21 protein-coding genes are annotated in these 26417 nt (G+C 51.6%); 9 read left to right on the top strand and 12 right to left on the bottom strand.

Features of this window, described 5'->3' with window-relative positions:
• Window positions 1–135 precede the first annotated feature (135 nt).
• Entirely contained in the window at window positions 136–1062 is a 927-nt protein-coding gene (locus ACVXHP_RS13320) for a LysR family transcriptional regulator (RefSeq protein ID WP_447571618.1), read from the top strand.
• Window positions 1063–1127: 65 nt separating this feature from the next.
• Here the strand turns inward: ACVXHP_RS13320 and ACVXHP_RS13315 are convergent, their stop codons facing one another.
• Window positions 1128–2522 (bottom strand): cytochrome-c peroxidase, encoded by a 1395-nt coding sequence (locus ACVXHP_RS13315; RefSeq protein ID WP_447571617.1) that lies wholly within the window; start codon window positions 2520–2522, stop codon window positions 1128–1130.
• A 427-nt stretch (window positions 2523–2949) separates the two neighbouring features.
• Between ACVXHP_RS13315 and ACVXHP_RS13310 the strand changes: the two genes are divergently transcribed.
• A complete protein-coding gene (locus ACVXHP_RS13310) occupies window positions 2950–4599 on the top strand; it encodes an alpha,alpha-trehalase (RefSeq protein WP_200008780.1) in 1650 nt (549 codons plus the stop codon).
• Window positions 4600–4626: 27 nt separating this feature from the next.
• Here ACVXHP_RS13310 and ACVXHP_RS13305 read toward each other — a convergent pair whose 3' ends face one another.
• A complete protein-coding gene (locus tag ACVXHP_RS13305) occupies window positions 4627–6216 on the bottom strand; it encodes an STY4199 family HEPN domain-containing protein (RefSeq protein WP_447571626.1) in 1590 nt (529 codons plus the stop codon).
• Window positions 6217–6613: 397 nt separating this feature from the next.
• Between ACVXHP_RS13305 and ACVXHP_RS13300 the strand changes: the two genes are divergently transcribed.
• Window positions 6614–6964, top strand: a complete 351-nt coding sequence (locus ACVXHP_RS13300) for a glycoside hydrolase family protein (RefSeq protein ID WP_200008781.1) — start codon at window positions 6614–6616, stop codon at window positions 6962–6964.
• Window positions 6965–6982: 18 nt separating this feature from the next.
• Here the strand turns inward: ACVXHP_RS13300 and ACVXHP_RS13295 are convergent, their stop codons facing one another.
• Both ACVXHP_RS13295 and ACVXHP_RS13290 read right to left on the bottom strand, forming a co-directional pair.
• Complete coding sequence (locus tag ACVXHP_RS13295) at window positions 6983–7585, bottom strand: helix-turn-helix transcriptional regulator (RefSeq protein ID WP_200008782.1); 603 nt, start codon at window positions 7583–7585, stop codon at window positions 6983–6985.
• A 367-nt stretch (window positions 7586–7952) separates the two neighbouring features.
• Window positions 7953–8711 carry an SDR family NAD(P)-dependent oxidoreductase gene (locus ACVXHP_RS13290; RefSeq protein WP_304702675.1) on the bottom strand — a complete coding sequence of 253 codons (759 nt, stop codon included), beginning with the start codon at window positions 8709–8711 and terminating at the stop codon, window positions 7953–7955.
• A 119-nt stretch (window positions 8712–8830) separates the two neighbouring features.
• Between ACVXHP_RS13290 and ACVXHP_RS13285 the strand changes: the two genes are divergently transcribed.
• The 3 genes from ACVXHP_RS13285 (at window position 8831) to ACVXHP_RS13275 (ending at window position 12476) form a co-directional block, all read left to right on the top strand.
• On the top strand, window positions 8831–9730 hold the full coding sequence (locus tag ACVXHP_RS13285; RefSeq protein ID WP_316129334.1) for a LysR family transcriptional regulator: 900 nt from the start codon (window positions 8831–8833) through the stop codon (window positions 9728–9730).
• Between the two features lie 47 nt (window positions 9731–9777).
• On the top strand, window positions 9778–10803 hold the full coding sequence (yhjD, locus tag ACVXHP_RS13280; protein WP_042311750.1) for an inner membrane protein YhjD: 1026 nt from the start codon (window positions 9778–9780) through the stop codon (window positions 10801–10803).
• 350 nt (window positions 10804–11153) lie between these two features.
• Window positions 11154–12476 carry an MFS transporter gene (locus ACVXHP_RS13275; protein WP_200008786.1) on the top strand — a complete coding sequence of 441 codons (1323 nt, stop codon included), beginning with the start codon at window positions 11154–11156 and terminating at the stop codon, window positions 12474–12476.
• A 43-nt stretch (window positions 12477–12519) separates the two neighbouring features.
• Here the strand turns inward: ACVXHP_RS13275 and ACVXHP_RS13270 are convergent, their stop codons facing one another.
• Both ACVXHP_RS13270 and pdeH read right to left on the bottom strand, forming a co-directional pair.
• Window positions 12520–14580: an AsmA family protein gene (locus ACVXHP_RS13270; RefSeq protein ID WP_447571616.1), complete on the bottom strand. Its 2061-nt coding sequence runs from the start codon at window positions 14578–14580 to the stop codon at window positions 12520–12522.
• A 77-nt stretch (window positions 14581–14657) separates the two neighbouring features.
• Window positions 14658–15425, bottom strand: coding sequence for a cyclic-guanylate-specific phosphodiesterase (gene pdeH, locus ACVXHP_RS13265; protein WP_304702672.1), 768 nt, complete (start codon window positions 15423–15425; stop codon window positions 14658–14660).
• A 230-nt stretch (window positions 15426–15655) separates the two neighbouring features.
• Between pdeH and ACVXHP_RS13260 the strand changes: the two genes are divergently transcribed.
• Window positions 15656–16585: a 2-dehydro-3-deoxygluconokinase gene (locus tag ACVXHP_RS13260; protein ID WP_304702671.1), complete on the top strand. Its 930-nt coding sequence runs from the start codon at window positions 15656–15658 to the stop codon at window positions 16583–16585.
• A gap of 48 nt (window positions 16586–16633) precedes the next feature.
• Here the strand turns inward: ACVXHP_RS13260 and ACVXHP_RS13255 are convergent, their stop codons facing one another.
• The 5 genes from ACVXHP_RS13255 to ACVXHP_RS13235 all read right to left on the bottom strand — a co-directional run bounded on the left by ACVXHP_RS13255 (window position 16634) and on the right by ACVXHP_RS13235 (window position 22453).
• Window positions 16634–18127 carry a M16 family metallopeptidase gene (locus tag ACVXHP_RS13255; protein ID WP_200008790.1) on the bottom strand — a complete coding sequence of 498 codons (1494 nt, stop codon included), beginning with the start codon at window positions 18125–18127 and terminating at the stop codon, window positions 16634–16636.
• Window positions 18128–18349: 222 nt separating this feature from the next.
• Window positions 18350–19636, bottom strand: coding sequence for a C4-dicarboxylate transporter DctC (gene dctA / locus ACVXHP_RS13250; protein ID WP_200008791.1), 1287 nt, complete (start codon window positions 19634–19636; stop codon window positions 18350–18352).
• Between the two features lie 157 nt (window positions 19637–19793).
• Complete coding sequence (gene hmsP / locus ACVXHP_RS13245) at window positions 19794–21800, bottom strand: biofilm formation regulator HmsP (protein WP_447571615.1); 2007 nt, start codon at window positions 21798–21800, stop codon at window positions 19794–19796.
• 226 nt (window positions 21801–22026) lie between these two features.
• Entirely contained in the window at window positions 22027–22134 is a 108-nt protein-coding gene (locus ACVXHP_RS13240) for a type I toxin-antitoxin system toxin Ldr family protein (RefSeq protein ID WP_042311730.1), read from the bottom strand.
• Window positions 22135–22219: 85 nt separating this feature from the next.
• A complete protein-coding gene (locus ACVXHP_RS13235) occupies window positions 22220–22453 on the bottom strand; it encodes a hypothetical protein (protein ID WP_304702670.1) in 234 nt (77 codons plus the stop codon).
• Between the two features lie 105 nt (window positions 22454–22558).
• Between ACVXHP_RS13235 and megL the strand changes: the two genes are divergently transcribed.
• Both megL and ACVXHP_RS13225 read left to right on the top strand, forming a co-directional pair.
• Window positions 22559–23755, top strand: coding sequence for a methionine gamma-lyase (megL, locus tag ACVXHP_RS13230; protein WP_042311728.1), 1197 nt, complete (start codon window positions 22559–22561; stop codon window positions 23753–23755).
• 117 nt (window positions 23756–23872) lie between these two features.
• Complete coding sequence (locus tag ACVXHP_RS13225) at window positions 23873–25171, top strand: transporter (protein ID WP_447571614.1); 1299 nt, start codon at window positions 23873–23875, stop codon at window positions 25169–25171.
• 33 nt (window positions 25172–25204) lie between these two features.
• Here ACVXHP_RS13225 and ACVXHP_RS13220 read toward each other — a convergent pair whose 3' ends face one another.
• Window positions 25205–26407 carry a sigma-54 interaction domain-containing protein gene (locus ACVXHP_RS13220; RefSeq protein ID WP_447571613.1) on the bottom strand — a complete coding sequence of 401 codons (1203 nt, stop codon included), beginning with the start codon at window positions 26405–26407 and terminating at the stop codon, window positions 25205–25207.
• Window positions 26408–26417: the final 10 nt, after the last annotated feature.

The raw sequence follows: 26417 nt of genomic DNA, 5'->3' as shown, positions 1-26417 counted from the left end.
GTAAAAAGTGATAACTCATGCCGGTTTATTATTGGCATAATGCACTCAGGCAGCGTTTAAGGACGTCATTGCCCTGTATTTCTCCATCTTAAGCAGTGCTCATTTACTGATCTAATGCCAAAGAGGCTGGCTGTAATGCAAAATCGGCATCACCTGGAACTCACCTGGCTTGAAGACTGCGTTGCGCTGGCGCAGTCACTCAATTTCTCCCGTGCAGCCGCTTCCCGATATGTGACGCAGCCCGCATTCAGTCGGCGCATTGTCTCGCTGGAAGAGTGGCTTGGAACGCCGATTTTTGAGCGTAACCGCCGTGGCGTCAGCCTGACCCGTGCGGGGGAGGTTTTCGTCGCTCAGGTGCCCGAACTGATCCGGGCGCTATACACCCTGAGAAATGAAACTATCGAAGCGGCGGGAAATACCCGACCAGATGTTATTTTCTCCGCAACGCATTCCCTTTCGTTCTCATTTTTTCCGGCGCTGATGCGTAATAACGAAAAAATCGCCCGTTTCGGCTCATTTCGTCTGCTGTCAGACACGCTCAGCGCCTGTGAACGGATGATTGAAAAAGGGGATGCACAGTTTCTGCTGTGTTATTACCACCCTCACATGCACATCAACCTTGATCAGACGAAATATCTTAGCGTCCGTCTTGGTCGAGAAATGTTATTACCCTACTCCAAAAGCGATCCCAGTTCTCATCAGCCGCTCTGGCAGGCTACGGGGGGCAAAAAATTTCCGTTTCTCTCCTTCTCTGCAGAATCCGGTCTGGGGAGGATCCTCTCGAACACGTCATCGGTGAATCATGCCCGACGCGGTATGGACATCGCCTTCACCGCCGATCTGGCCGCCACGCTGCTGGCGATGGTCAAAGCCGGGGACGGCATTGCCTGGCTGCCGGAAAGTCTGGCGGCTCCGGACGTTCAGGCCGGGACGATCGCTGCGGCGGCGCCACAGAAGAGCGGGTTATGGGTACCCATTGATATCCGACTGTTTCGGCCTGCAGGCAGAATGTCCAGAGCGGTAGAAGAATTGTGGGAAATATTCGTGGATGAGCAGAGATAACTGTAAGCCGGGTAAAGGTGAATTATCCAGCCCGCAAAACGCGCCAGGCTGGATAGGGGCAATAATTATTTACCCTGCATATACGGCGTATACACCCCGTTCAGACTTTCGAGGAACGCCACAATATCGTCGATATCTTCCTGCGGCAGTTCTTTACCCACCTGATAACGCAGCATCAGTTTGACCGCACCATCAAGCGTAGGCACATCCCCACGATGGAAATAAGGCGCAGTCAGCGCAACGTTACGTAATCCAGGGACTTTCTGACGTAGCTTGTCACGTAGTTCATTGGTCACGTTCATCCGGCCAATATCTGCGGCAGTGACTTCGCCGAAATTAAAGTCCTTTTTCAAACCTAATGGCTCAAATGAGCGTCCGCCTAAAATAATACCGCCATGACAGGTCGCGCACTTATTATCTTTAAACAACTGATAGCCATGTTTTTGCTGGGCCGTTAACGCCGCTTCGTCACCACGTAGCCATTTATCAAACGGCGAATTTGGCGTAATCAGCGTTTTCTCAAACTCCGCAATCGCATCGGTAATATTATCTCCGCTGAATCCCTGTGGATAAACCGCGATAAATTCTTGCTTCAATAGCGGATCTTTATCCAGCTTCTGGATAATTTCATCCCAGGATTTTGATGCCATTTCAATTGGGTTCAACGGCGGGCCACCTGCCTGCGCCTGCAATGTCGGCGCACGGCCATCCCAGAACTGTTCCACGTTGAAAACTGAGTTAAACACCGTTGGCGCGTTGATCGGCCCGACCGCTCCGCCTACGCCAATTGACGTTTTCCGGCCATCCACACCACCCGCATTCAGGGCATGACAGTGCGCGCAAGAGATCGTGCTGTCGCCGGAAATACGCGGGTCGTGATAAAGCGTAAAGCCAAGCGCCACCTTGCGGGCATCGGTCGGGATGCTTTCTGGTATTGGCTGTACCGGTTCATTACGATGCTGCGTGGCGGTATCGTTACTGGCGTAATACTGTTCACGCTGTTTGGCTATCCAGCCCAGAATTTCTTCGCGCTCCACATCGCTCACCTTACCGGCCCAGTGCAGCGCGGTATAACGCGTCGGCGGCATGGTGTCGTACTGCATCACCCATTCAATTTTATTCAGGTCGCTTTGTGAAACGGGTTTATCCGCGACCAGCGCCGCACGAACGGCCTCAAGATTGAAGGATTTGTATCCCAGTTGAATGTCGTAATTCATCAACTGCTTAGCGACAGGAAAAGAAGAATAGAAAGGTAATTCAGCCGAAGGAGTGTGACAATAATCGCATCCTTTTTCGCGTAAGAACCCTAAAACTTTATTATTTGCTTCCAGCGAAGAGGCCTGAACATCAGCCTGTTTGCTCCGTTGATTATCGTGATACCACACATAACCGGATAATCCAAAATAACAAATCACGATGCCAGCTATGGCAATCGCGGTAAGACGGGTAATGATTTTCATTATTTTACCCTCACCGTTGTGAGTTATTGTGACCCAGAAAAATTAGAATAATTAATGCACAGTCTTTGTCAGACTTGACCATCATAGGAAATGAGGGGATTACTATTTTGATAAGTATCAAGCAATTACATGGAGGAGAACTATCAATAGAATAGCCTGTGCCTATTATAGCGTTAAGGCATTAGCAGGTTTCGTTCACACCTCGTTGCAATCGAATGTTCTGAAAATGGAATATCTTCAGGTCGCGCACGATTCTGAATTATTCATTATTATCATTGGGATAGTTTAATTTTTAAAATAATGCTCGACACTAAAACGTGATCGACCGCACGCTTTACTCAGCCAATACCGAAGCGAATGTCTACGCTTAACTGACGACCGGGCAACAGCCTTACTATTTCCACGTCCATCGGAGGTCTTTCTCATTATGCTCAACCAGAAACTACCCCACGCCCCTTCTGAAGAACTGACGATCGACATCGATCTGCTTTATGAAATGGATCCGTGCGAGTTAAAGCTGGATGAAATGATTGAGGCAGAACCTGAGCCAGAGATGATTGAAGGGCTGCCCGCCTCAGATGCGTTAACTCCGGCCGATCGTTACCTTGAGCTGTTCGAACACGTCCAGTCATCGAAACTGTTTGCCGATAGCAAAACCTTCCCCGACTGTGCGCCCAAAATGGATCCGCTGGATATTTTGATCCGTTATCGCAAGGTCAAACGCCACCGCGACTTTGACCTGAAGCGCTTTGTTGAGAACCATTTCTGGCTCCCGGAAACGCCCTCCAGTGAATACGTTTCTGACCCGGCAAATTCGCTGAAAGAGCATATCGATCAATTGTGGCCAGTGTTGACGCGCGAACCGCAGGACCACATTCCCTGGTCCTCGCTGCTGGCGCTACCGCAGTCATATATTGTGCCTGGCGGACGTTTTAGCGAAACCTACTACTGGGATTCCTATTTCACCATGCTGGGTCTGGCGGAGAGCGGGCGCGAAGATCTGCTGAAATGTATGGCGGATAACTTTGCCTGGATGATTGAAAACTATGGTCACATCCCAAATGGTAATCGAACGTACTACCTGAGCCGCTCGCAGCCGCCGGTCTTTGCGCTGATGGTGGAACTGTTTGAAGAGGATGGCGTGCGTGGCGCGCGCCGTTATCTTGATCATCTAAAAATGGAGTACGCGTTCTGGATGGATGGCGCTGATTCGCTGGCGCTCAACCAGGCCTACCGCCATGTGATCAGAATGTCGGACGGATCCTTGCTCAACCGCTATTGGGACGATCGTGATACGCCGCGCGATGAGTCATGGCTTGAAGACGTCGAGACCGCCAAGCATTCAGGTCGACCGCCCAATGAGGTGTATCGCGATTTGCGTGCAGGCGCGGCCTCGGGATGGGATTACTCCTCGCGCTGGCTACGCGATGCAGGTCGACTTGCCAGCATACGCACGACACAATTTATCCCCATTGACCTGAACGCGTTCCTCTACAAGCTGGAGAGCACCATCGCCAATATTTCGGCGCTGAAAGGCGACAAAGAAGCTGAAGCGCTGTTTCGCCAGAAAGCCAATGACCGCCGCGATGCGGTGAATCGCTACTTATGGGATGATGAAAACGGCTGCTATCGCGATTATGACTGGCGACGTGAACAAATGGCCCTCTTCTCTGCCGCCAGTATCGTACCGCTGTATGTCGGCATGGCAACGCATGAACAAGCCGACCGGCTCGCCAATGCGGTACGCAGCCGCCTGCTAACGCCGGGGGGCATTTTAGCCACAGAACATGAAACCGGTGAGCAGTGGGATAAACCCAACGGCTGGGCGCCGCTGCAATGGATGGCCATCCAGGGATTCAAATTGTATGGCGACGACCATCTCGGCGATGAAATTGCCCGTAACTGGTTGAAAACGGTGAATCTCTTTTACCAGGAACACCACAAGCTTATCGAAAAATACCATATTGCCGACGGCATGCCGCGCGAAGGCGGCGGCGGAGAATATCCGTTGCAGGACGGCTTTGGCTGGACAAACGGTGTGGTGCGCCGACTCATCGGGCTGTATGGCGAACCTTAGCCGCTGGCGGCCTGACTCCTCAGGCCGTTAGTTAATCGCATCGTAGAGCTCAGTATGAATTTTTTGCCACTTCTTATTCTCCGGGCTGGGTTCTGCCCGAGCGCGCCGCTGAGCCTGTTCCAGATCATACTGCTGACGCGCGACAACCGCCGGAACCGAACAAAAACTTTGCAGGTAGCTTTTGTGTAAGGAAGTGAGTGACGCCCCATTCGACATGGCATGACTGAGCGTACTCATAAACTGTCTGCAAGGTTTGCTCTCGTTCATCTGCGAAGGATAACGCAGCAGCAGTCGCAACACCTCGGTATTGCCCGCAGCGAATGCTTGTTCCGTCCACGCCAGCTTCCAGTCCATCCCACCCTGCAGGAACAGCGACGTCACGCGAGTATCGTTGCGATCGATAGCCGCGCGCATGTTAAAAGCATCCCAGGTGATACCCATTCGGGTCACAGATTCCCGTGCGGAAGGTGCATCACGCCGTGGCTCCTCCTGCACGATTTCAACGGCTTGTCCGGATGACGTCTGTGGCGCTGGCGAAGTGAATAACCAGAACGCACCCAGCGAAATTACCAGCACCATCACGCCGACCGCGACCCACAACATGCCGGAAATCAGCTGTTCACGCTCCTCCGCGGTGCGCTTTGCCCGCTTCTCCGGCGGATCAATACTGTCTGCGATTTCCTGTTTATCGCCCCCCGCCTGCTCATCCTTTTGCTTGGCCATTTCCCAGAACTGACGGACAGTCGACTCATCAGACTCCAGATACGACGCGGGATTAACACGAGTGCGCCGTTCTGCAAATGCCCGTTGTACAGGGTGAGTAATCTGTCGGTACTGACACTCCAGCAGCATCAGTTGTACCGAGGTCAGCGGCTGCTGTGCAATAACGCCGTTACGGGCCAGCCGACAATCATCGAGGAACATACGCAACGTAAGACGGGGCTCGACAAACAGCGTCAGCACCGAGGTGTCGTTAAAAATCTGGGTAAAGTGGCGTACAAACAATTTCTTATCCACGACCATCAGCGCCAGCTCGCTGAACATCATGCCGTCCAGCGCATCCCGACTTTCACCCAGCTTTAACCAGCGACGCAGGCGTTCACCCCCGAAGTGCTGTTTCAGGAAGCTGTTGAGCGGATGTTGATCCGGCCATACTCGTGCGATAAGCGATTTGAGCGTTAACTCTATTGCACGAAGCTGACGCTGCGCGTGGACCTGCGCATCCGGCTCCACACGTTCAATTTCGGTTTGATACTTCAGGATGGGCTGTTGCTGGCGCAACTGTTCCAGAGAGGCCACGAAGCGCAGCGCAGAAATCAGCTGGTTTTCACTGACGTCCTGGCCATTTTCATACTGCGGCACGCTCTGCTGCAGATGACGCAGCCGCAGAGTGAACTGACTCAACTGTGCGTCATTCATCTGCAACCTTCTGGCGACAGCTCCCCAACCGCCCAGATTCAGCCTGGCCTGGTCAAGCTGCTCGAGGAACCATCGCGGCTCTTTGCCTTCTGCTACATGCACGCCTAACAGCAGCAATATTTCTACCGATGCCTGACGAATGATAGCCAGACAACGTTCAAAGGGGGTACATGTCGCTTGTAACGCGCTATTGGTCATCATCTTCCCTAAAAGGACCCAAAACGTGCGGCCTCACAATGGTATGTCGTTATTTTTTATAAAAGCAGATATGTATCGACGTAGACTAAAATACATTCATATAACAAATAAATCTGTTTTACAGTGACTTCCGCACAATCATTGAAAATTATTCAGGAGGTATGCCCGCGCCTGTACTGGAAACATCGCGCCCGATCTGTCGTCCACTGAGGGTGAACGAATACCTTCACGAAGGTAGGCTGCATCAAACCTGGCGCGATGACTGGATTTTCGGCCTGTTAAAACGTGAATATCAGCCGCCCACGCCATAAGACGTTTTGCTGTAAAAACTGGCTACATGGCAACTGGCGTAACGGAGTGGATTTCTTAAAATAAATCTCTTTGCCCAGAGAGTATTATGCCGCTCCATTCGACGCATTTCACACCCGCCTGTGTCGCATTTATTAAGCAATGGCAAGGCCTGTCGCTGGAAAAGTATCAGGATAAAAAAGGAGTTTGGGTGATAGGTTACGGGCATGAAATTGCCGCAGACGAAACCTTTGATACCCCCATTACGCTAATGCAGGCAGAATCACTTCTGCTCGCCGATCTGCATCTCTGTGAGGCGTTCATACATGAGAAAAAACCGCTAATAAAAGATCGATTTCAACAAGAGACGTTAATTGCGTGGATATTCAGCGTGGGAATAACTCGATTTAGCACTACAGAAATTTGGCCTGTGGCTATTTCACAGCCAGAAGTGTTCTGACTGTGAAATTTGCGGCCATTAAATGGCGTCGTTTAACATCATTGCCGCCTGCGTACGGTTTTTTACTTCCAGACGCTGGTAAAGCGACTCAAGATGGGCTTTTACCGTTCCGGTACTGATATTTAACAGTCGACCAATTTGTTTATTCGATTCGCCCGCAGCCAGCATAGTCAGAATTTCTCGCTGACGCGCACTGAGCGATCTAATATTTTGGCTGCTACTTTCAGTCGCTGTAATACAGTCTCTGGGGATAAACATCATGCCCATCGCGACACTATTGAGCGCCAGTGTGAAGGTTTCCGCGTCAGAGTCACGTGGAACAATGGCCAGCACGTTTAATTGCGTGACCTCCTGTAGCCATCTTTTACGGCAATCCGTTGCTGTTACCAGCACTTTTACCGCCGAATAGCGCTGGGCGATCTGTTGTAGCAAGCTGCGGCAGAACTCAGCATCAAGATCGCCATCCAGCATTACCAGTGCATCAGGGTTGTCTGCCAGTTTCTGCCACAGATCATCTGCCTGACTGACACCCTGAACATTCACTCCTGGAATACGTTGCTGTAAACTTACATTCATTCCATGAATAAATATTGACTGCCTGTCAAACATTATTAACTGCATTATTTATCTCCGTCTGAATAAGATATTAGCCTTAGCGCGCGGAAGGGTATTACCCATAGGGTAAAATAAGAAGTCACCATTTGGCGGGGGCCATTCTACCGATAGTCGGAGAAGAAAAAAGCAGAAATTATGATTAGTTACAGCTCAACCAACAGAATCACACAAAGGAACAAAAATAGCGGCGCACATTAAGTAAATTCTTATATTTTGACGCTTACATCCATCAATTTAATATTAATTAAACGCAGTCTATATTTTTGGCGAAAAATAAGGAATCCAAACTATCCGCCAAATATGTTACAAAATAAAACATCGCATTAAATGCTTATTCAGCCAATATCTGGCTGAATAAGACACTATGGTTGGGTTACAGGAACATTCCGCCGGAAACCTCAATACGCTGTGCCGTCATCCAGGCCAGCTCATCACTGAGCAACGCGGCAATCGCATCACCGATATCATCCGGCAAACCAACGCGCCCCAACGCCGTTTGCGATGCAATGTACGCATTCAGTTGCGCGTTATCCCGCACATTTCCGCCGCTAAAATCCGTTTCTATCGCCCCGGGGGCAATAATATTGGCCGTAATTCCGCGCTCCCCCAGCTCTTTTGCCTGATAACGGGTTAACACTTCCATCGCCCCTTTCATGGCCGCGTATGCGCTGTAACCCGGCAGCGCAAAGCGCGCGAGTCCGGTTGAAACATTCAGGATCCTGCCGCCTGTATTCATCAGCGGTAAAAGGTTCTGCGTCAGGAAGAATGGACCTTTAAAGTGGATATTCAAAAGCTGATCAAATTGCGCTTCGGTGAACGCCGGATATGGCGCATTAATACCGATTCCGGCGTTGTTCAATAAATAATCAAAGGTGTCGCTTTGCCACTGGGCCTGTAAGGTTTCCTGCACCTGTTTTATAAACTGAGGGAATGTTGAAATATCCCCGACATTCAACGGCAATGCCGCAGCTTTACCGCCAGATTGGCGAATTTCATCCACAACCTGCTGCGCTTCTTTTTCATTGCTGTTCCACGTCAGGATGATACCAATTCCTTTGCCCGCCAGCTTAAGCGCCGCGTTTTTACCGAGTCCACGACCGCCGCCGGTCACTAATGCGATACGTTGCGTCATAAGAAACCTCATTTCTTGTGTAGTGAAGATTGAGACAAAGCTTATTAGGTGGTAAAAAAACAATAAATACCGCTAACTGCGCATTACTGTTTCATACAGAACAACAATAGGGCATGAGGATGGATAAAATTCACGCAATGCAGTTGTTCATCCGCGTCGCAGAACTGGAGAGTTTTACGCGTGCGGCGGACACCCTTGGACTACCTAAAGGTAGCGTATCGCGACAAATCCAGGCCCTGGAAAATCATCTGGGCACGCAGCTGTTGCACCGCACCACCCGACGCGTCCAGCTCACACAAGACGGCATGATCTATTATGAACGCGCGAAAGATCTGTTAAGTAATCTGGATGAACTGGACGGACTGTTCCATCACGATCCGGCCAGCATCAGCGGCAAGCTGCGCGTGGATATGCCGGTGGGCGTCGCGAGAAATCTGGTGATGCCCCGCCTGGCAGCCTTCTTGCATCAATATCCGGGACTTGAACTCGAACTCAGCAGCAGCGACCGGCTGGTGGACTTGATCCGGGAAGGTTTCGACTGCGTGGTACGCGTCGGTACGCTGAAAGATTCAGGGCTGATTGCCCGTCCGCTGGGGAAACTCACGCAGATTAACTGCGCCAACCCAAAATATCTGGCCCGCTTTGGCTACCCGGAAAGCCTGGAAGATTTAACCTCGCATGCGGTGGTGCATTACTCGGTGAACCTCGGAACACGTGCGCAAGGTTTCGAAGTGGCGACAGACAACGGTACCCAATGGGTTAAAACCGGCGGCATGCTGACGGTGAACAGCACGGAAACCTACCATGCCGCGTGCCTTGCCGGCCTGGGCATTATTCAGGTGCCACGCGTCGGCGTGCGCGACGCCCTGCGCGCCGGTACGCTGGTCGAGGTATTACCACAGTATCGCGCCGCGCCGATGCCGGTTTCTCTGTTGTATCCGCATCGCCGCAACCTCTCCCGCCGGGTTCATCTGTTTATGGAATGGCTGACCGGCGTAATGAAAGATTATGTGGACTGACAAGCTATACTGTCTTGAGAGTGAACAGAACAAGGAATACTGGCCTGATGACGCAGGAAAAAGAGATAAAACGCCCCATTCAGGAACTTGAGCACGCACCGATCCCAAAAATTGAGACCCAGGAGCGTGAAAAAACAGAAACCAACGGTACGACCAACCAGGCATTGCAAACAGCCCTGACCCTCGCCGATAAAATTCAACGTCAGCCCGTCATCGCCCATATGATTCGTGCCGCAGAGCGTTTTAATGATCGCATGGGAAACCAGTTTGGCGCCGCCATCACCTACTTCTCGTTCCTGTCGATGATCCCTATCCTGATGGTGTCATTTGCCGCCGCCGGTTTTATACTCGCCTCGCACCCTACGCTATTACAGGATATCTTCGGCAAAATTCTGCTTAACGTCAGCGACCCGACGCTCGCCTCCACGCTGAAAAACACCATTAATACCGCCGTTCAGCAGCGAACCACCGTGGGTCTGGTAGGGCTTGGAATCGCCCTTTATTCCGGGATTAACTGGATGGGCAATCTGCGCGAAGCGATCCGTGCCCAGTCGCGAGATGTCTGGGAGCGTACGCCGCAGGATCAGGAAAAAATTTGGGTTAAATACCTGCGTGATTTTGTTTCATTGATTGGTTTGCTGATTGCGCTGATTGTCACGCTGTCCATTACCTCTATCGCCGGTTCCGCGCAGCAGATGATTATCTCTGCACTGTATCTCGACGGCATCGAATGGCTGAAGCCCGCCTGGCGCCTGATCGGCCTGACCATCTCTATCTTCGCCAACTATTTGCTTTTCTTCTGGATTTTCTGGCGACTGCCGCGTCACCGGCCACGAAAGAAAGCACTTATTCGGGGCACATTTATCGCGGCGCTGGGGTTTGAAGTCATCAAAATGATCATGACGTACACGCTACCATCACTGGTGCAATCGCCGTCAGGCGCGGCGTTTGGTTCTGTGCTTGGACTGATGGCGTTCTTCTACTTCTTCGCTCGTCTGACGCTGTTTTGCGCCGCCTGGATTGCAACAGCGGAATACAAAGATGACCCGCGAATGCCGGGGAAAACGCAATAGCCACCGCCGGATTAGTTGTTAATTGCCGGATGGCGACGCACGCGTCTTATCCGGCCTACGGGTGAGTTTTGTAGGCCGGTTAAGCGCAGCGCCATCCGGCAATTATAATGCCGCCTGCTCTCACTGATTTAGTGAATAAATCCAGCCTGTAACTTTTATTTAACCAAAAACCAGTTTTATCAACCAAGTTTTAAATTATGTGAAGCATTTCATGGAAGTGAAATCTCCAGCCTAAATATTATTCCCTTTTTGCTCCTTTTTTGACCAATTGCCGGATTTGTTACAGATTGAAATATCGCTTTTGCTGTGCGTAATATGGCCTTTCGTTCGGCCAAAAATAAGAAAATATTATGCAAGCAACAGCCACAACACTCGACAACGAACAGGAACACACCCCGGTCAACTCGCGCAATAAAGTCGTCGTCGCCTCACTCATTGGTACCGCCATTGAGTTCTTCGACTTCTATATCTACGCGACCGCCGCAGTGATCGTGTTTCCCCATATTTTCTTCCCGCAGGGAGATCCGACCGCGGCTACGCTGCAGTCCCTCGCCACCTTCGCTATTGCTTTTGTGGCCCGGCCAATCGGCTCCGCGGTGTTTGGCCATTTCGGCGATCGCGTAGGCCGTAAAGTCACGCTGGTTGCTTCACTGCTTACCATGGGGATTTCAACGGTTGTCATTGGCCTGCTGCCGGGCTATGAAACTATCGGCATTTTCGCCCCGTTGCTGCTGGCGCTGGCGCGTTTTGGTCAGGGCTTAGGCCTGGGCGGTGAGTGGGGCGGTGCGGCGTTGCTGGCAACGGAAAACGCGCCGCCGCGTAAACGCGCACTGTACGGGTCATTCCCGCAACTGGGTGCGCCTATCGGCTTTTTCTTCGCCAACGGCACTTTTTTGCTGCTCTCCTGGCTGCTGACCGATGAACAGTTTATGAGCTGGGGCTGGCGCGTACCGTTCATCTTCTCTGCGGTACTGGTGATCATCGGCCTGTACGTTCGCGTTTCGTTACATGAGTCCCCAGTCTTCGCCAAAGTCGCTGCGGCGAAAAAGCAGGTGAAAATCCCGCTGGGTACCTTGCTGACAAAACATGTTCGCGTAACGATCCTCGGCACATTCATCATGCTGGCGACCTATACGCTGTTCTATATCATGACCGTCTATTCAATGACCTTCAGTACAGCCGCAGCGCCAGTAGGGCTTGGCCTGCCGCGTAATGACGTGTTGTGGATGCTGATGATGGCGGTAATTGGCTTTGGCGTTATGGTGCCGGTAGCGGGCCTGCTGGCCGACGCGTTTGGTCGCCGCAAAAGCATGCTCATCATCACCACGCTTATCATTCTGTTTGCGCTGTTTGCCTTTAAACCGCTGCTCGGTTCTGGCAATCCTGCGCTGGTGTTCGCTTTCCTGCTGCTGGGGTTAAGCCTGATGGGACTGACATTTGGTCCGATGGGCGCGTTGCTGCCGGAGCTGTTCCCAACCGAAGTTCGCTACACGGGCGCATCGTTCTCGTATAACGTTTCGTCGATTCTTGGCGCTTCCGTTGCCCCTTACATTGCCGCATGGTTGCAGGCGAATTACGGTCTGGCAGCGGTAGGAACGTATCTGGCATCGATGGCGGCGTTAACGCTGATCGCACTGCTGTTAACCCATGAGACCCGTCATCAGTCATTGTGATTCTTTTGCCGGATGCGGCGTAACCACCGCATCCGGCCTGACATCACTTCTTCATTTGCGACAGTATCGTCCGGCACTGATTGGCTTCCCCTTCGGAAGGGGAAATCAGCGCCAACAGTGCCGCCGCTGGGGTGACTAACGTGGCTAATGCGGCAGCAACCGCACCACGCGCAATCAATGGCCCGGCTTTTACGCCTGCCTGCGGGTTCTTGAAGGTCCCGCGAACATACAGCGGTGAACGCAGCGTAATAATACGAATACCTTTGCTCTCCGGATCGATGGTTAAATCCAGTTGCTCAGACGCAAAACTCGCGGTCCCGGTCACATTGATCACCGCATTTTCCGTATCAAAAGCAAAGATCTGAGGACGCGCCACGCCGTTAACGATATCCAGATTCGCCGCCGCGCAGTTCACCCGTACCTCGTCGTCACCAAATATCTGACCTACGAGATAGTTACCCAGATTTAACCCTACAATTTCCATTAGATTTCGGCTGATTAAGCCATCGTTCATCAACAGCTTCAGGTTGCCATTGCTGTTTCCCAGCAGCGCGGCTACCGAGTTTCCGCTGCCGCTAAATTTAGCGTCACCGTTCATTTCACCGAGCGTTTTCTGCATCAGTTCTACATCCGGCATGAGCTCTTTTAGCTTCAGGCGGCGAGCCTGAATGTCCGCCTGCCCGCGCATCGGCTTTTTATCCCCTTCCAGATGGATTCTGGAAACAATGCTGCCTCCCGCCAGGCCAAATTTCAGCGGCTGCAGGCGCAGATCGGCATTTTTCAAGATGATATGGGTGGAGAGGTCGCTAATCGGTAGGCTGCTGCCGTGCTCAATGCGCCGACCTTTGAAACGTACGTCAGCATCCATCACATTCCATTTGTCAGTTTCGAAACGGTCATACGGTAAGACTTTATCGGCAGGCTGGACGCTCTTCTCACCTTTGCGCTGTTCAGATTGTTTGGCCTTTTCCGCTCCTTTACCCGAATCCACACCGATCAGCGGTCCCAAATCTGCCAATCTCAGTTGGCGTGATTCGACGTCCCCTTCCAGTTTCGGACGCGGCTTACCGGTGGTATAAGTTAGCGTTCCATGAATATCGCTGTCGCCAATGCGGCCATTAAAATCGCGGTAATCAAAAACGGAGGATTTTTCCGGATCGATTTTCGCCACCAGACGCCCGTCGGTTTCAAACGGTGGCGTATCCGGGAGCAGCACCCCCGTCAAATCATACAAATCCCCTAGTGAATCGCCCGAGAATTTAAGCCGCAGGTCCACGCCGCCCATATTCATCGGGTCATTTACCGTACCGGTAAATGCTACGCGCGTATTGCCCGAACGGAAATCAGCCTGTACCGGGAAAGGGGTTCCTTCGCCCCTCAGCGCCAGCATCCCGCCTATTTTTCCGCTACCGCTTAGCGGTTCGTCGTTATAACGTCCTTTGGCCTGCAAACCAAATACGTAGTCCTCAACGCGGGCCTTACCCTCTTTATTTTTTGCGCCAGTTACTTCGCTAAAAGGCAATGGTTTACCCAGCGGATCGACCAGGATCTCAAGCTCCGACCTGGTCACCTTATCGTTAATAGCGATGCGTCCTTGATCGAACAGAATATTATCCAGCCGGAAAGACCACGCGGATGGCGGCGCATTGGGATCGCGGTTTTCATCTTCTGCGAGGGTAAAGGTCCAGTTATTGTTTTTCTCCGACAGACGGATAAGGCGCGCATCAGGCTTTACCAGCTTGACCCACGGTAGCCAGACGGTTTTTGTCAATAAAGCCAGTGGCGCGAGCGTGGCTTCCACGCGGGGAAGATGCACCATAGTGACGTCGGGAATATCCGGCGGGTTGCCAAGGATAATATCCTCGGCATGAACGTGCGGCCACGGAACCCAGCTACGCCAGCCAGTTTCCTGCTTCTGGCGCTCCCAAACCACGCCCAGGTCGCCCCGTATGGCGAAAGGCCGGTTGAGTTCTGTAGAGACTTTCTGGTTGATGGTCGGTTTGAGCCGGTTCCAGTCAAATGTCGCAATCACAATGATGAATACGACGATCAACAACAAGAAAACCCCTATTACTGATGCGGTTATTTTGCCTGCTTTTGTCATAGTTAGCGTCCTCACTTCCTTCCTTGCCTGTCCTAAAGATAGTCCAGCAGGACAAAATGAGGGACGTTACATCCGAATCAAAGCGACAGAATCACCTCTTCGAGGGTGTCCAGAGGTACTGGACGAGAAAGAAAATAGCCTTGCGCCGCGAAAGCCGGTGAGTTTTGCACATCACGCCACTCTTCAAGTGTTTCAACACCTTCAACAATCACCCCACGGCAATAGCGGTTCATCAGCTGTAACAGCAGCGTGAAGAGATTGCGGCCTTCCGGCGTCTGGCGCAACATGACAAACAGATCCCGCGCCACTTTAATATAGTCGTAACTCACTTCGCTCAGGGCCGAGAAGTTCGCCATTCCGGTACCAAAATCATCCAGCCAGAGGGGACCAAACTCGCACATCGAGGCGAAAGACGATCCCTTCGGCAGGCGGATATGCTCCACCAGTTCAAAGCGCAGCCATGGCAGGCATTCGATGATTTTCAGGATTTCAGGATCCTGGCGCATCGCAATCAGCGTTGGGCCATCGACATTCACTGAAGCCAGCAGGTTATTGGCTCTGAAAAAGTCCCCTTTCAGCTTAAGCTGCAGAAGCTGCTCTTTCACCACCTCTATACGGTGTCGTACGGCCACTTCAGCAAAATAGCGATCTGGCGCAATACGTTGGGCAGGATTATCCGGATGGCTCACGACGGTCAGCAGTTCAACGGCCATCAGCCGTCCATCGGTCTGGTAAATCGGCTGATAGGTGTAAGCACGCTCGCACTGCAGCCAATAGCGTCTCGCCTGCAAGCTTTCGATACTCGCATCGGGCGTAATGAGCTGCTGGGTAACCTGCTTTATCATCAAAGATGTCCTGTAAATAAGAGTGTGACTGACCGGACTCGTCAAAGGTTATCGGCGCTCAGGCGCAGAACTTTACGTTCAGCCGCAGGCAAAATAAAAACTAAGCGGCAAAAAACAGCACAGAACACGTGCTGGCTCAAAAAAATAATGGAACGTTGTTTTAATATAGTTGACCACTTAACACCCACAGCGCACACTAACGCTAATTTTTTTCAGAGCAGGTTACGACTATGTCCAGAAAGATTGCCGTGATTGGCGAATGCATGATTGAGCTGTCACAGAAAGGTGCTGACGTTCAGCGCGGATTCGGTGGCGACACGTTGAATACATCCGTTTATATCGCCCGCCAGGTCGATGCGGCGGCACTTTCCGTACACTATGTGACTGCACTGGGTACTGACAGTTTCAGCCAACAAATGCTGGACTCCTGGCAGGGTGAAAATGTTGATACCTCCCTAACCCAGCGTATGGAAAACCGTCTGCCGGGACTCTACTACATTGAGACCGACAGCACCGGCGAGCGCACCTTCTACTACTGGCGTAATGAAGCTGCCGCAAAATTCTGGCTGGAGAGCGAACAGTCCGCCGCTATTTGCGAAGAGCTGGCGACATTTGACTATCTGTATCTGAGCGGAATCAGCCTGGCGATTTTAAGCCCGGCCAGCCGTGACAAACTGCTGTCGTTACTGCGTGAATGCCGCGCTAACGGTGGAAAAGTTATTTTTGACAATAACTACCGCCCACGCCTGTGGAGCAGCAAAGAAGAAACGCAGCAGGTTTATCAGCAGATGCTGGAATGCACCAATATCGCGTTCCTGACGCTGGATGATGAAGACGCGCTTTGGGGTGAAAAACCCGTTGCCGAAGTGATTGCCCGTACTCACGCGGCTGGCGTCCAGGAAGTGGTAGTGAAGCGCGGCGCTGACTCTTGCCTGGTTTCTATCGAGGGCGAAGCGCTGATCGACGTCCCGGCCGTTAAATTGCCGAAAGAGAAAGTGATCGATACCACCGCTGCGGGAGATTCCTTCAGCGCTGGATATCTGGCGGTACGTCTGACCGGTGGCGATGCCGCCGATGCCGCAAAACGCGGTCACCTGACGGCAAGCACGGTGATTCAGCATCGCGGGGCGATTATCCCACGCGACGCTATGCCGCAATAACGTGTTGTTCTTGTAGGCCGGGAGCGCTTCGCTTGCCCGGCTTACAGGTTACTGTACCGGCGGGATATCCGTCACTTCAGAATGTGACTCATCCGTTTCAACAGACGTTGCCGCTGCGGTAACGGGCGCCATAATGCTATCCCACGTCGCCTGCAGATCCTTCATATTGAATTCAGGCTCCCCCTTCGGCTGCAGCAGAATTAACGCCATATCTTGCGACAGTTGCTGGCGCAGATCCTGATTCAGCATCTCCACGTTCAAACTGTTGAGGAAGCTCTGACGTAAACGCTGATACTGTTCAGGCGCGATATCAACCACCTGATTTTGCAGCGAGCGCAAACGCTGGCTGATCAAAATGTCGGTATCGGTGCGGCCATAGGTGGCAAACAGTTTCTGCAGTTCCAGATTCTTTTGCGCCACCAGCGCATTGAACTCTTCTTCCGGCAGGCCCTTGTCACGCACTTTCGCCAGCTCACGCGCCACCGTACCGAGGTTCGCGTTCAGCTTATCGTTCGGCGACTCCACGTTGATAGCGCACTGGGCACGCAGGAACAGCACCCGACAATCAAATCCAAGGCCGATGTCTTTGGCATTGTTTTTGGTCAGTTCCTGCTGAATATGCCAGAACAGCGCTTCACGGGCTAAATCAGCGCGCCAGTAGCGTAACAGTGCGGCGGATTCACGGATTGGCTGCCACGGCGTGTCCCACATGATGGAAAGGCGATCCTGGCGTACCGCATCGGTCATAATGCTCACGGCTTCTGCACGCAGCGGCGAAAGCGTCGGTACCGGCGCTGGGGTTTCCCGTTTACCTTTCAGTTCGCCAAAGGTTTTATTGATTTGTTCAGCCACGCTGCGCGCATCTACGTTACCCACGATAATCAGTGTCATCGCGTCCGGGGTATACCATTTCTGGTAGAAGGACTGGATTTTCGTGGCATCGACAGGCGTTTTCAGCGGATCGGCTGGATCATGCCCCAGCAGGGTTGATCCCTTCAGACGGTAACGCCACCACCCCTCTTTGGTATCTGACGGCCAGGTTGCCACCATATCTTCGCTACTCAGCGCATGGTTGATCGTTTCAGGGGTGATGCTCAGATTGCCGGAAATATTCGCCAGGTAAGAAAGTGACTCTTTCAGCAGATCGTTACGGCTGTTAGGCAGACTGAGGTTATATAGCGTGGAATCATAGGAAACGATAACAGGCGGCATGGGACGTTTTGGATCGAAGCCCTGCTGCCATAATGAACGGGCTTGCGTGGCATCGAGGCCACCGCTTTGCGTCAGCGCGATACGCGGGATCGCATGGCTGAAACCACTCTGTTGCGTACTTTCGGTGAGTGAACCGGTATTGACCAGCAGGCGAACCTCAATACGGTCGCTGGGGCGCTGGGGAGTGGCTAACACTTGCCACTGTAAACCATTTGCCAGCGTGCCCTGTTGCCACGCCGGATCAGGCTGGAGCGCATCTGCCTGCACATAGCCGGCAGTGGCCATCATCAGCAAGCCGCCCGCTAAAAGTCGAATTTTTGTGCCCTGCATGTGAACCCCTGATCAACTATCCTGGTAATAAAAAGACAGTCCGCGAAAGGACTCTCTGAATATGACGTTAAAAACACTTCGTGTTAGACCGCAAGAACATGAAAATGTCACGGAGGAAGTGAAAAAATCCCGACGCCGCCGAATCGACGGTTTCAGGCACAGGGGGTAATTATGCGCAAACACCCGCAGTCCTGGAAGGGACTACGGGCATAAGTGACGAGATTAAGAGGATAAATCGTGCGTTTTGCCATCCGGCGCACGATTATTCAGCGTGTCATCCAGCTTTTTACTGTCTAATTCTTTCACCCATTTAGCCACAACGACAGTTGCCACACCGTTACCAATCAGGTTGGTCAGCGCACGGGCTTCAGACATAAAGCGGTCAATACCGAGAATCAGCGCCAGGCCAGCGACCGGTAAATGTCCCACCGCAGAGATAGTCGCGGCCAGAACAATGAAGCCACTCCCTGTCACACCCGCAGCACCTTTTGAGGAGAGCAGGAGCACGACCAGCAGGGTTATCTGATGGAAAATATCCATATGACTGTTGGTGGCCTGGGCGATAAACACCGCCGCCATCGTCAGATAGATTGATGTCCCATCAAGGTTAAACGAGTAGCCCGTGGGTATAACCAACCCGACAACCGACTTCCGACAGCCCAGTTTCTCCATTTTATCGAGCATACGCGGCAGTGCGGATTCAGAAGAAGACGTACCCAGTACGATCAGCAGTTCTTCACGGATATAGCGGATGAATTTGAAGATGCTGAAGCCAGTCGCGCGAGCAATGGAGCCCAGTACCAGCACCACAAACAGAATACAGGTGATGTAGAAGCAGATTATCAGCTGACCCAGTTGCACCAGCGTTCCGACGCCATATTTACCGATGGTAAAGGCCATGGCACCGAAAGCACCGATCGGCGCCAGGCGCATGATCATATTGATGATGCCGAAAATAACCTGCGAGAAGCTTTCAATTACGTTGAAAATCATCTGGCCTTTGCTGCCCAGACGATGCAAAGCAAAACCAAACATTACCGCAAACAGTAATACCTGCAGGATGTTACCGCTGGCAAACGCGCCAATGACGCTCGCAGGGATAATGTCCATCAGGAAACCTACGATCCCCTGGTCTTTTGCCTGTTCGGCGTAAATTGCTACCGCCTTGGCATCCAGCGTTGCCGGATCGACGTTCATCCCGGCACCGGGTTGCACCACGTTGACGATGATAAGGCCGATGATCAGCGCAATCGTACTGACAATTTCAAAATAGAGCAGTGCAACCGCACCGGTGCGGCCTACTGCTTTCATACTTTCCATGCCTGCAATGCCGGTCACGACAGTACAGAAGATGACAGGTGCGATGACCATCTTGATGAGCTTAACGAAAGCATCACCAAGCGGCTTCATTTGGGCGCCTAATTCAGGGTAGTAATGGCCAAGGAGAATACCAATGGCAATTGCTGTCAGGACCTGAAAGTAAAGGCTTTTGAATATAGAGGTCTTCATAGGGTGTCCTTAAAGTAAAAACCACAGGTCTTGTAAGGTTTTGTTTAACCTGCGGCCTTAAAGTAACACCCACTCAACATGACAGAAATGCACCTGGATCATAATTGATACAAAAATGTTAAAAATTTTGAGCTGGCTCGCACAAGCGAGACCTTTTTTAACTTTTGTAATCAGCGCTTTCCGGTGCCAGATAACGTTCTTCAAAGATATTTGCCGGAACGGGTCGGGCAAACAGGAAGCCTTGCGCCACTTCCACCCCCGCTTGTGATAACCATTCGCGTTGCGCTTCCGTTTCAACGCCTTCGGCGATCATCTGCAAGTTGAGGCTATGTGCCAACTGAATGATGGCGGAGATCATGCTGCAATCTTCGGGCACGCCATCGACAAACATCTTATCGATTTTGAGTACATCCACCGGTAGCGACTTCATATGCTGGAGCTGTCGCAGACCCGCATACCCCATGCCAAAGTCGTCCAGCGCGATGCGCACGCCCGCGTTGCGCAGCGGTCGCAAAATGGCCACGGCGGCGTGGGGATCGTCAATATGCCGGCTTTCAGTCACTTCCAGAATCAATGTGCCAGGCTTAATGCGATAGCGCGTCAACAACTCCAGCAGATCAGACACCATACTTGGGTGCATCAACTGGAGAGCGGATAAATTCACCGAGAGCGGCAGCATCAGACCGCGTTCCTGCCAGGCTGACAGCTGGCGGCATGTTTCTTCCAGCACCCAATAACCGACTGTCACCATCAGACCACAAGACTCAATTCTGTCGATTAGCCCTTCCGGCAGCTCCCAGCTACCGTCCGGCTGCTGCATCCGCAGTAATGCTTCTGCGCTCAATACTTTGCCGCTGGACATTTCTACCTGGGGCTGCATCCACAGCGCGAACTGCTGGTTATCCATGGCGGTTAAAATATCGTTCTCCTGGGTTAAACGCTGCTGCGCCTCTTCCATCTGCAATGGATCAAAGAACTGAATTTGGTTTTTACCCTTATGACGCGACGTTAACACGGCGGACAGAGCGCGGCGGTAGAGCTGCTCTGCGGTTAAATCGCCATAAAACATCGCCACCCCAATATTGCAGTTCGGACGTAGTTGAATACCCTGAATCGGTAACCGCTCATTAACGATAGTGAGTACTTGCTGACCTAGTGTAATGGCATGCCAGGGTTCTTTTACACCATGCGCGATGATAGCAAAGTCATAGCCGCTCACCTGGGTGAGCACCATTCTGGGGGCCAATACGGATTTCAGTTTTTCAACCAGCGTAAGCAGTAGGATTTCTCGCTGAGTTTCGGTTAACACGCCCGCGGTATCACGCAGGGTTTCACAGGTGACAATCATCAGCGCTGTCGTCTGCTGACGCGTCACCACCTGCTCCAGCAATCCCATTAAAAACGACTTGTTGGGCAATTCGGAAACCGGGAAGCGCATCGAATGGTCGCTTTGCTCTTCGCTATGGCGTTTGATGAGCTGCTGATTGAGGTTGTAGCTACGCACCAGCATACCAATCTCATCATCCTGATGCAGACGTGGTAATGCCAGTTGATAGCCAATCAGGTCCTGCTGTTGAATGTCGTTCAGCTCGCGAGCGATTTTGCGTAATGGGTGCACAATCAAACGGTTAATACACCAGGAGATGGCTACCGTGAGTATTAACGATAAAAGTAAGTAAATGGTCACTAACGTTGAGAGTGTGCTCATCACAAACTTGTACATGCGGTACGAATCCGCCTGCAGCACCAGATACGCCAGCGGTTGTGGGTTCGCTGAGCGCTCAAGAGAATAGACAGGCAGCGAAATTTGCACCGGAAGCTCAAACAGGCGTGTCACGGTAACGGGAACCGGGCGTTCGGGAATAAAGCTCATCCGCAGCGCCTGAAACTGATTAGGCAGCACCACATCAGCCCGGCTGACCACGCCAGCGGGTCGAATACTGCGTAAAATGGCTTCCGCTTCGGGAATATCCCCTTTCAGGATAGTGTCGGAAAGAGGTTCACGGACGGAACGAGCGATACTTTCCAGTTGTGTAGCCGTGTTATAGCGGTTCTGCTGTACCAGATGGAACAACAAAACGGTGCAAAAAATGAAAACAAACACCATGACAACGGCCGCGACCATTGCCATCTGCTTAATTGTTAACGAGCGACTGACACGCAAACTGACTCTCCACGGATAGACGAAACTGCCGTCAGAGTATACCCGATCGTAGCGGTATTAAGAGAGACGGTATCTGAAAACTTCCCAGCGTGCATTATCGCGACAGGATAGGCACCTGACGACGAGATTTATCTGCATTTAAGCCGAAAAAGGCCGCAAGGTCGCCCCCTGCGGCCTGGTTCGGGCGCATGTTGCCATCACGGCAGGCAGACACCCACTAAGAGCATTACTTCCTGTTACGCAGCCAGCTCAGAATCAGACTGGCAATAATGCCAGCGATGATCGGAGCCGCTAAATCGTGCCAGAAGGCCACGCCTAACTGTGCGAGCGTCATATAGCCGCCTGTGTTGCAATGGCAACTGTTCGCGGCTATTCTTAACTTGTCTGGAGTCAAGTTAGCCCCCGTTTTGTTGCCAGGTTTATACTGAACAACGTGCGGGGGTTTTCTCTTTCCAGCAACCGATGCCGCCGGGGATCAAGCCCCCGCAACATTGCGCCTCACCGGGAATTCCCGGCTTGCCGCTGATTCTACGGTAGCCCATTCGCCATATCACTGCGCAATATTCCGCTCTGCGTAGCGCCTCGCATTTCACCCATTTCTCGCCAGTACGCTGGAAAGATTCTTGCCAGTTGGCAACATTCCTGCCGACCATCAATCCAGGGAAATACATAACCCATTGATATCTATTAATTCAATTTCTGGCACAGCGATTGCTATTTGAGTGTGAGCTGTTCTGTTCCGAATTAAAGGAGATATCATGTCTGACTGTCGTACTTACGGATTCAACACCCAGATCGTTCACGCCGGGCAACAACCCGACCCTTCAACTGGCGCGCTCAGTACGCCTATTTTCCAGACTTCAACGTTTGTGTTTGACAGCGCCGAACAAGGTGCCGCCCGCTTTGCGCTTGAGGAGTCCGGGTACATTTATACTCGTTTAGGTAACCCCACCACCGATGCGCTGGAGAAAAAGCTGGCGGTACTGGAAAGAGGTGAAGCTGGGCTGGCAACCGCCTCCGGTATTTCTGCCATCACCACAACGCTACTCACGTTGTGCCAGCAAGGTGACCATATCGTTTCCGCCAGCGCGATTTACGGTTGCACCCACGCGTTTTTGTCGCACAGCATGCCGAAGTTCGGGATTAACGTCAGCTTTGTCGATGCGGCGAATCCCGAAGAAATTCGCGCCGCCATGCGCCCGGAAACCAAAGTGGTGTATATCGAAACGCCCGCCAACCCGACGCTCTCATTGGTTGATATTGAAACGGTGGCCGGTATTGCCCATCAGCAAGGCGCATTGCTGGTGGTGGATAACACTTTTATGTCGCCGTACTGTCAGCAGCCTTTGCAACTGGGCGCAGACATCGTGGTGCACAGCGTCACCAAATACATCAACGGCCACGGGGATGTGATTGGCGGCATTATCGTCGGCAAGCAGGAGTTTATTGACCAGGCGCGATTTGTTGGCCTGAAAGATATCACTGGCGGTTGCATGAGTCCGTTCAACGCCTGGTTGACGCTGCGCGGCGTTAAAACACTGGGCATTCGAATGGAACGTCACTGCGAAAATGCGATGAAAATCGCCCGCTTCCTGGAAGGGCATCCGTCCATCACCCACGTTTATTATCCCGGCCTCTCTTCACATCCGCAGTATGAGCTTGGCCAACGGCAGATGAGTCTGCCAGGAGGAATTATCAGCTTCGAAATCGCCGGCGGCCTCGAGGCTGGCAGACGGATGATCAATTCTGTAGAATTGTGCCTCCTCGCGGTCAGTCTCGGTGATACCGAAACCCTCATTCAGCACCCAGCGTCTATGACACATTCGCCCGTTGCGCCAGAGGAACGGCTTAAAGCAGGTATTACCGACGGGCTTATCCGTCTTTCTGTGGGTCTTGAAGATCCAGAAGATATTATTAACGACCTTGAACACGCCATCAGAAAGGCGACATTCTGACCACTACAGCCTGAGCCGACGCCGATCGGTTCAGGCCGTTGAGTATCAAGGCACAACAGTCTGGCTATACGTGCAATCCTTTTCCGGGGAGAGCGTGTATTTTGGGCAGGGGGTTCTATGCAGGACAACACATTACAATTAAGCAACAATACAGCAACCGCCGTACCAATCTCAAAAAAAATACCGTTTACGAAATACGATTTTGGCTGGGTATTACTCTGTATCGGCATGGCAATCGGTGCCGGAACGGTACTAATGCCGGTACAAATTGGCTTAAAAGGTATTTGGGTATTTATTTTCGCCTTTATTATTGCTTATCCGGCAACCTATATCGTGCAGGATATTTATTTAAAAACATTATCAGAGAGTGAAACCTGTAATGATTACACCGATATTATAAGTCATTACCTGGGGAAAAACTGGGGCGTATTTCTTGGCGTCATCTACTTCCTGATGATTATTCACGGTATATTTATCTATTCCTTATCCGTGGTTTTTGACAGCGCCTCATACATCAAAACCTTTGGTCTGACCGAGGCCGACCTTTCGCAGTCAATAATCTACAAAGTCGCCATTTTTGCCGTGCTGGTCGCCATTGCTTCCGGGGGAGAAAAGCTGCTGTTCAAAATCTCCGGTCCGATGGTAGTCGTAAAAGTGGGGATCATCATCGTGTTTGGTTTTGCGATGGTCCCGCACTGGAACTTTAGCAATATCAGCGCGTTTCCTGAAGCCTCCGTTTTCTTTCGCGACGTGCTGTTGACCATCCCGTTCTGCTTCTTCTCCGCGGTGTTTATTCAGGTATTGAACCCAATGAACATTGCTTATCGCAAAAGGGTTGCAGACCGGGTACTGGCGACGCGCATGGCGATACGCACGCATCGCATCAGTTACATTACGCTGATTGCGGTTATTCTGTTTTTCTCCTTCTCTTTTACCTTTTCGATTAGCCATGAAGAGGCCGTTTCAGCCTTCGAACAAAATATTTCTGCCCTGGCGCTGGCAGCGCAGGTTATTCCAGGACAAATTATTCATATCACCTCAACGGTGCTGAATATCTTCGCCGTATTAACGGCATTTTTTGGTATTTACCTGGGATTCCATGAGGCGATTAAGGGTATTATTCTTAACGTCCTGAGTCGCATCATTGACGTTGAGAAAATTAATCCGCTGGTGCTCACGCTGGGTATTTGTACATTTATTGTTATCACGCTGGTTATTTGGGTGTCCTTCCGCGTATCGGTGCTGGTATTCTTCCAACTGGGTAGCCCACTGTACGGGATTGTGTCGTGTATTATTCCGTTTTTCCTGATCTATAAAGTAACGCAGTTAGAGAAATTACGCGGCGTTAAAACCTGGCTGATTCTGCTGTACGGAATTCTGCTGTGCCTGTCGCCATTATTGAAGCTGATCGAATAACTCGTCTAACGCGCCGTCAGCCACTGGCGGCGCTTAACTCACACTCTCCAACTGATAGCTGCGAATTTTATTCAACACCGTCGTATGCGACACCCCCAACGCTTTAGCGATATGCCGCGATGACACATTATCTTCGACCATTTGTTCAATGAGCTGGCGCTCAGCACTCAGAACTTGTTCTTTAAAAGGACGATCCGTTGGGACTTGCTCAACCGCGGGTAAATTCACCATTCCCAGTTCGTCCAAGGTAATAACATCCGATTCTGCCATCAGCATCAGACGAATAATGGTATTTTCCAGTTCACGAACGTTTCCCGGCCAGGCGTGATGATGCAAGGCCGCAAAACAGGCTTTATCCAGGATTATCCGGCGCTGAAATTCCTTCGCGTACTTCTGCACAAAGTGGCGAATAAGCAGAGTGATATCCTGCGGACGCTCCCGTAAGGGAGGAATGGTGAGTGAAAGTACGTTGATGCGATAATAGAGATCGGCACGCAGCTGCCGTTGTTCCACCATCTCTTCCAGATTAGCGTTGGTCGCCACAATAATACGTACATTAACCGGTATAATTTGTGCCCCGCCAACGCGACGGATCCCACCATCCTGAAGTACGCGCAGTAATTTAGCCTGTAAGCTCAGCGACATTTCACCAAACTCATCGAGAAATAGGGTGCCTTTATCGGCCATTTCAAACAGCCCTTTTTTGCCTTTACAATCTGCGCCGCTAAAGGCCCCTTTCTCATAGCCAAAGAATTCACTCTCCATCAACGACTCAGGTAATGCCGAGCAGTTGACCGGAATAAACGGATAAAACCGCCGCTGCCCGGAATTATGGATAGCCCGGGCCAATAACTCCTTGCCGGTTCCCGTGTCACCGCGGATCAGAACGGTATATTTGCTGTCAGCAACTCTGATCGCCTTTTCGATAAGCAAACGCATACTCTGGCTACTGCAAATAATGTCAGAGAAATAGCGCGGACGTTCCGGTTCAGGCAGCGATAGCTCGCTTATCTCTTCACACAGGTAAGCGACATTAATAATATCGGCTCGCTGGCTCAAACACGTTTGCACGCAGGAAATATCCTGCAACTGGCGGCACCAGGATTTAATCAGGATCCGTCCCGGTGTGACTTTCATTGAGATGATATTGATATCACAGCAGGAAAATTCCTTCAGGACATCCTCAACCATCGATAGTCGATCAATTGTTTTAATATCCCAGCGTATCGTGACCACATTTGCTCCT

It is taken from the genome of Citrobacter freundii complex sp. 2025EL-00176 (assembly GCF_053309355.1).
Note: the sequence above shows the minus strand (reverse complement) of the source record. Positions and strands in the feature narration are given on the sequence as shown.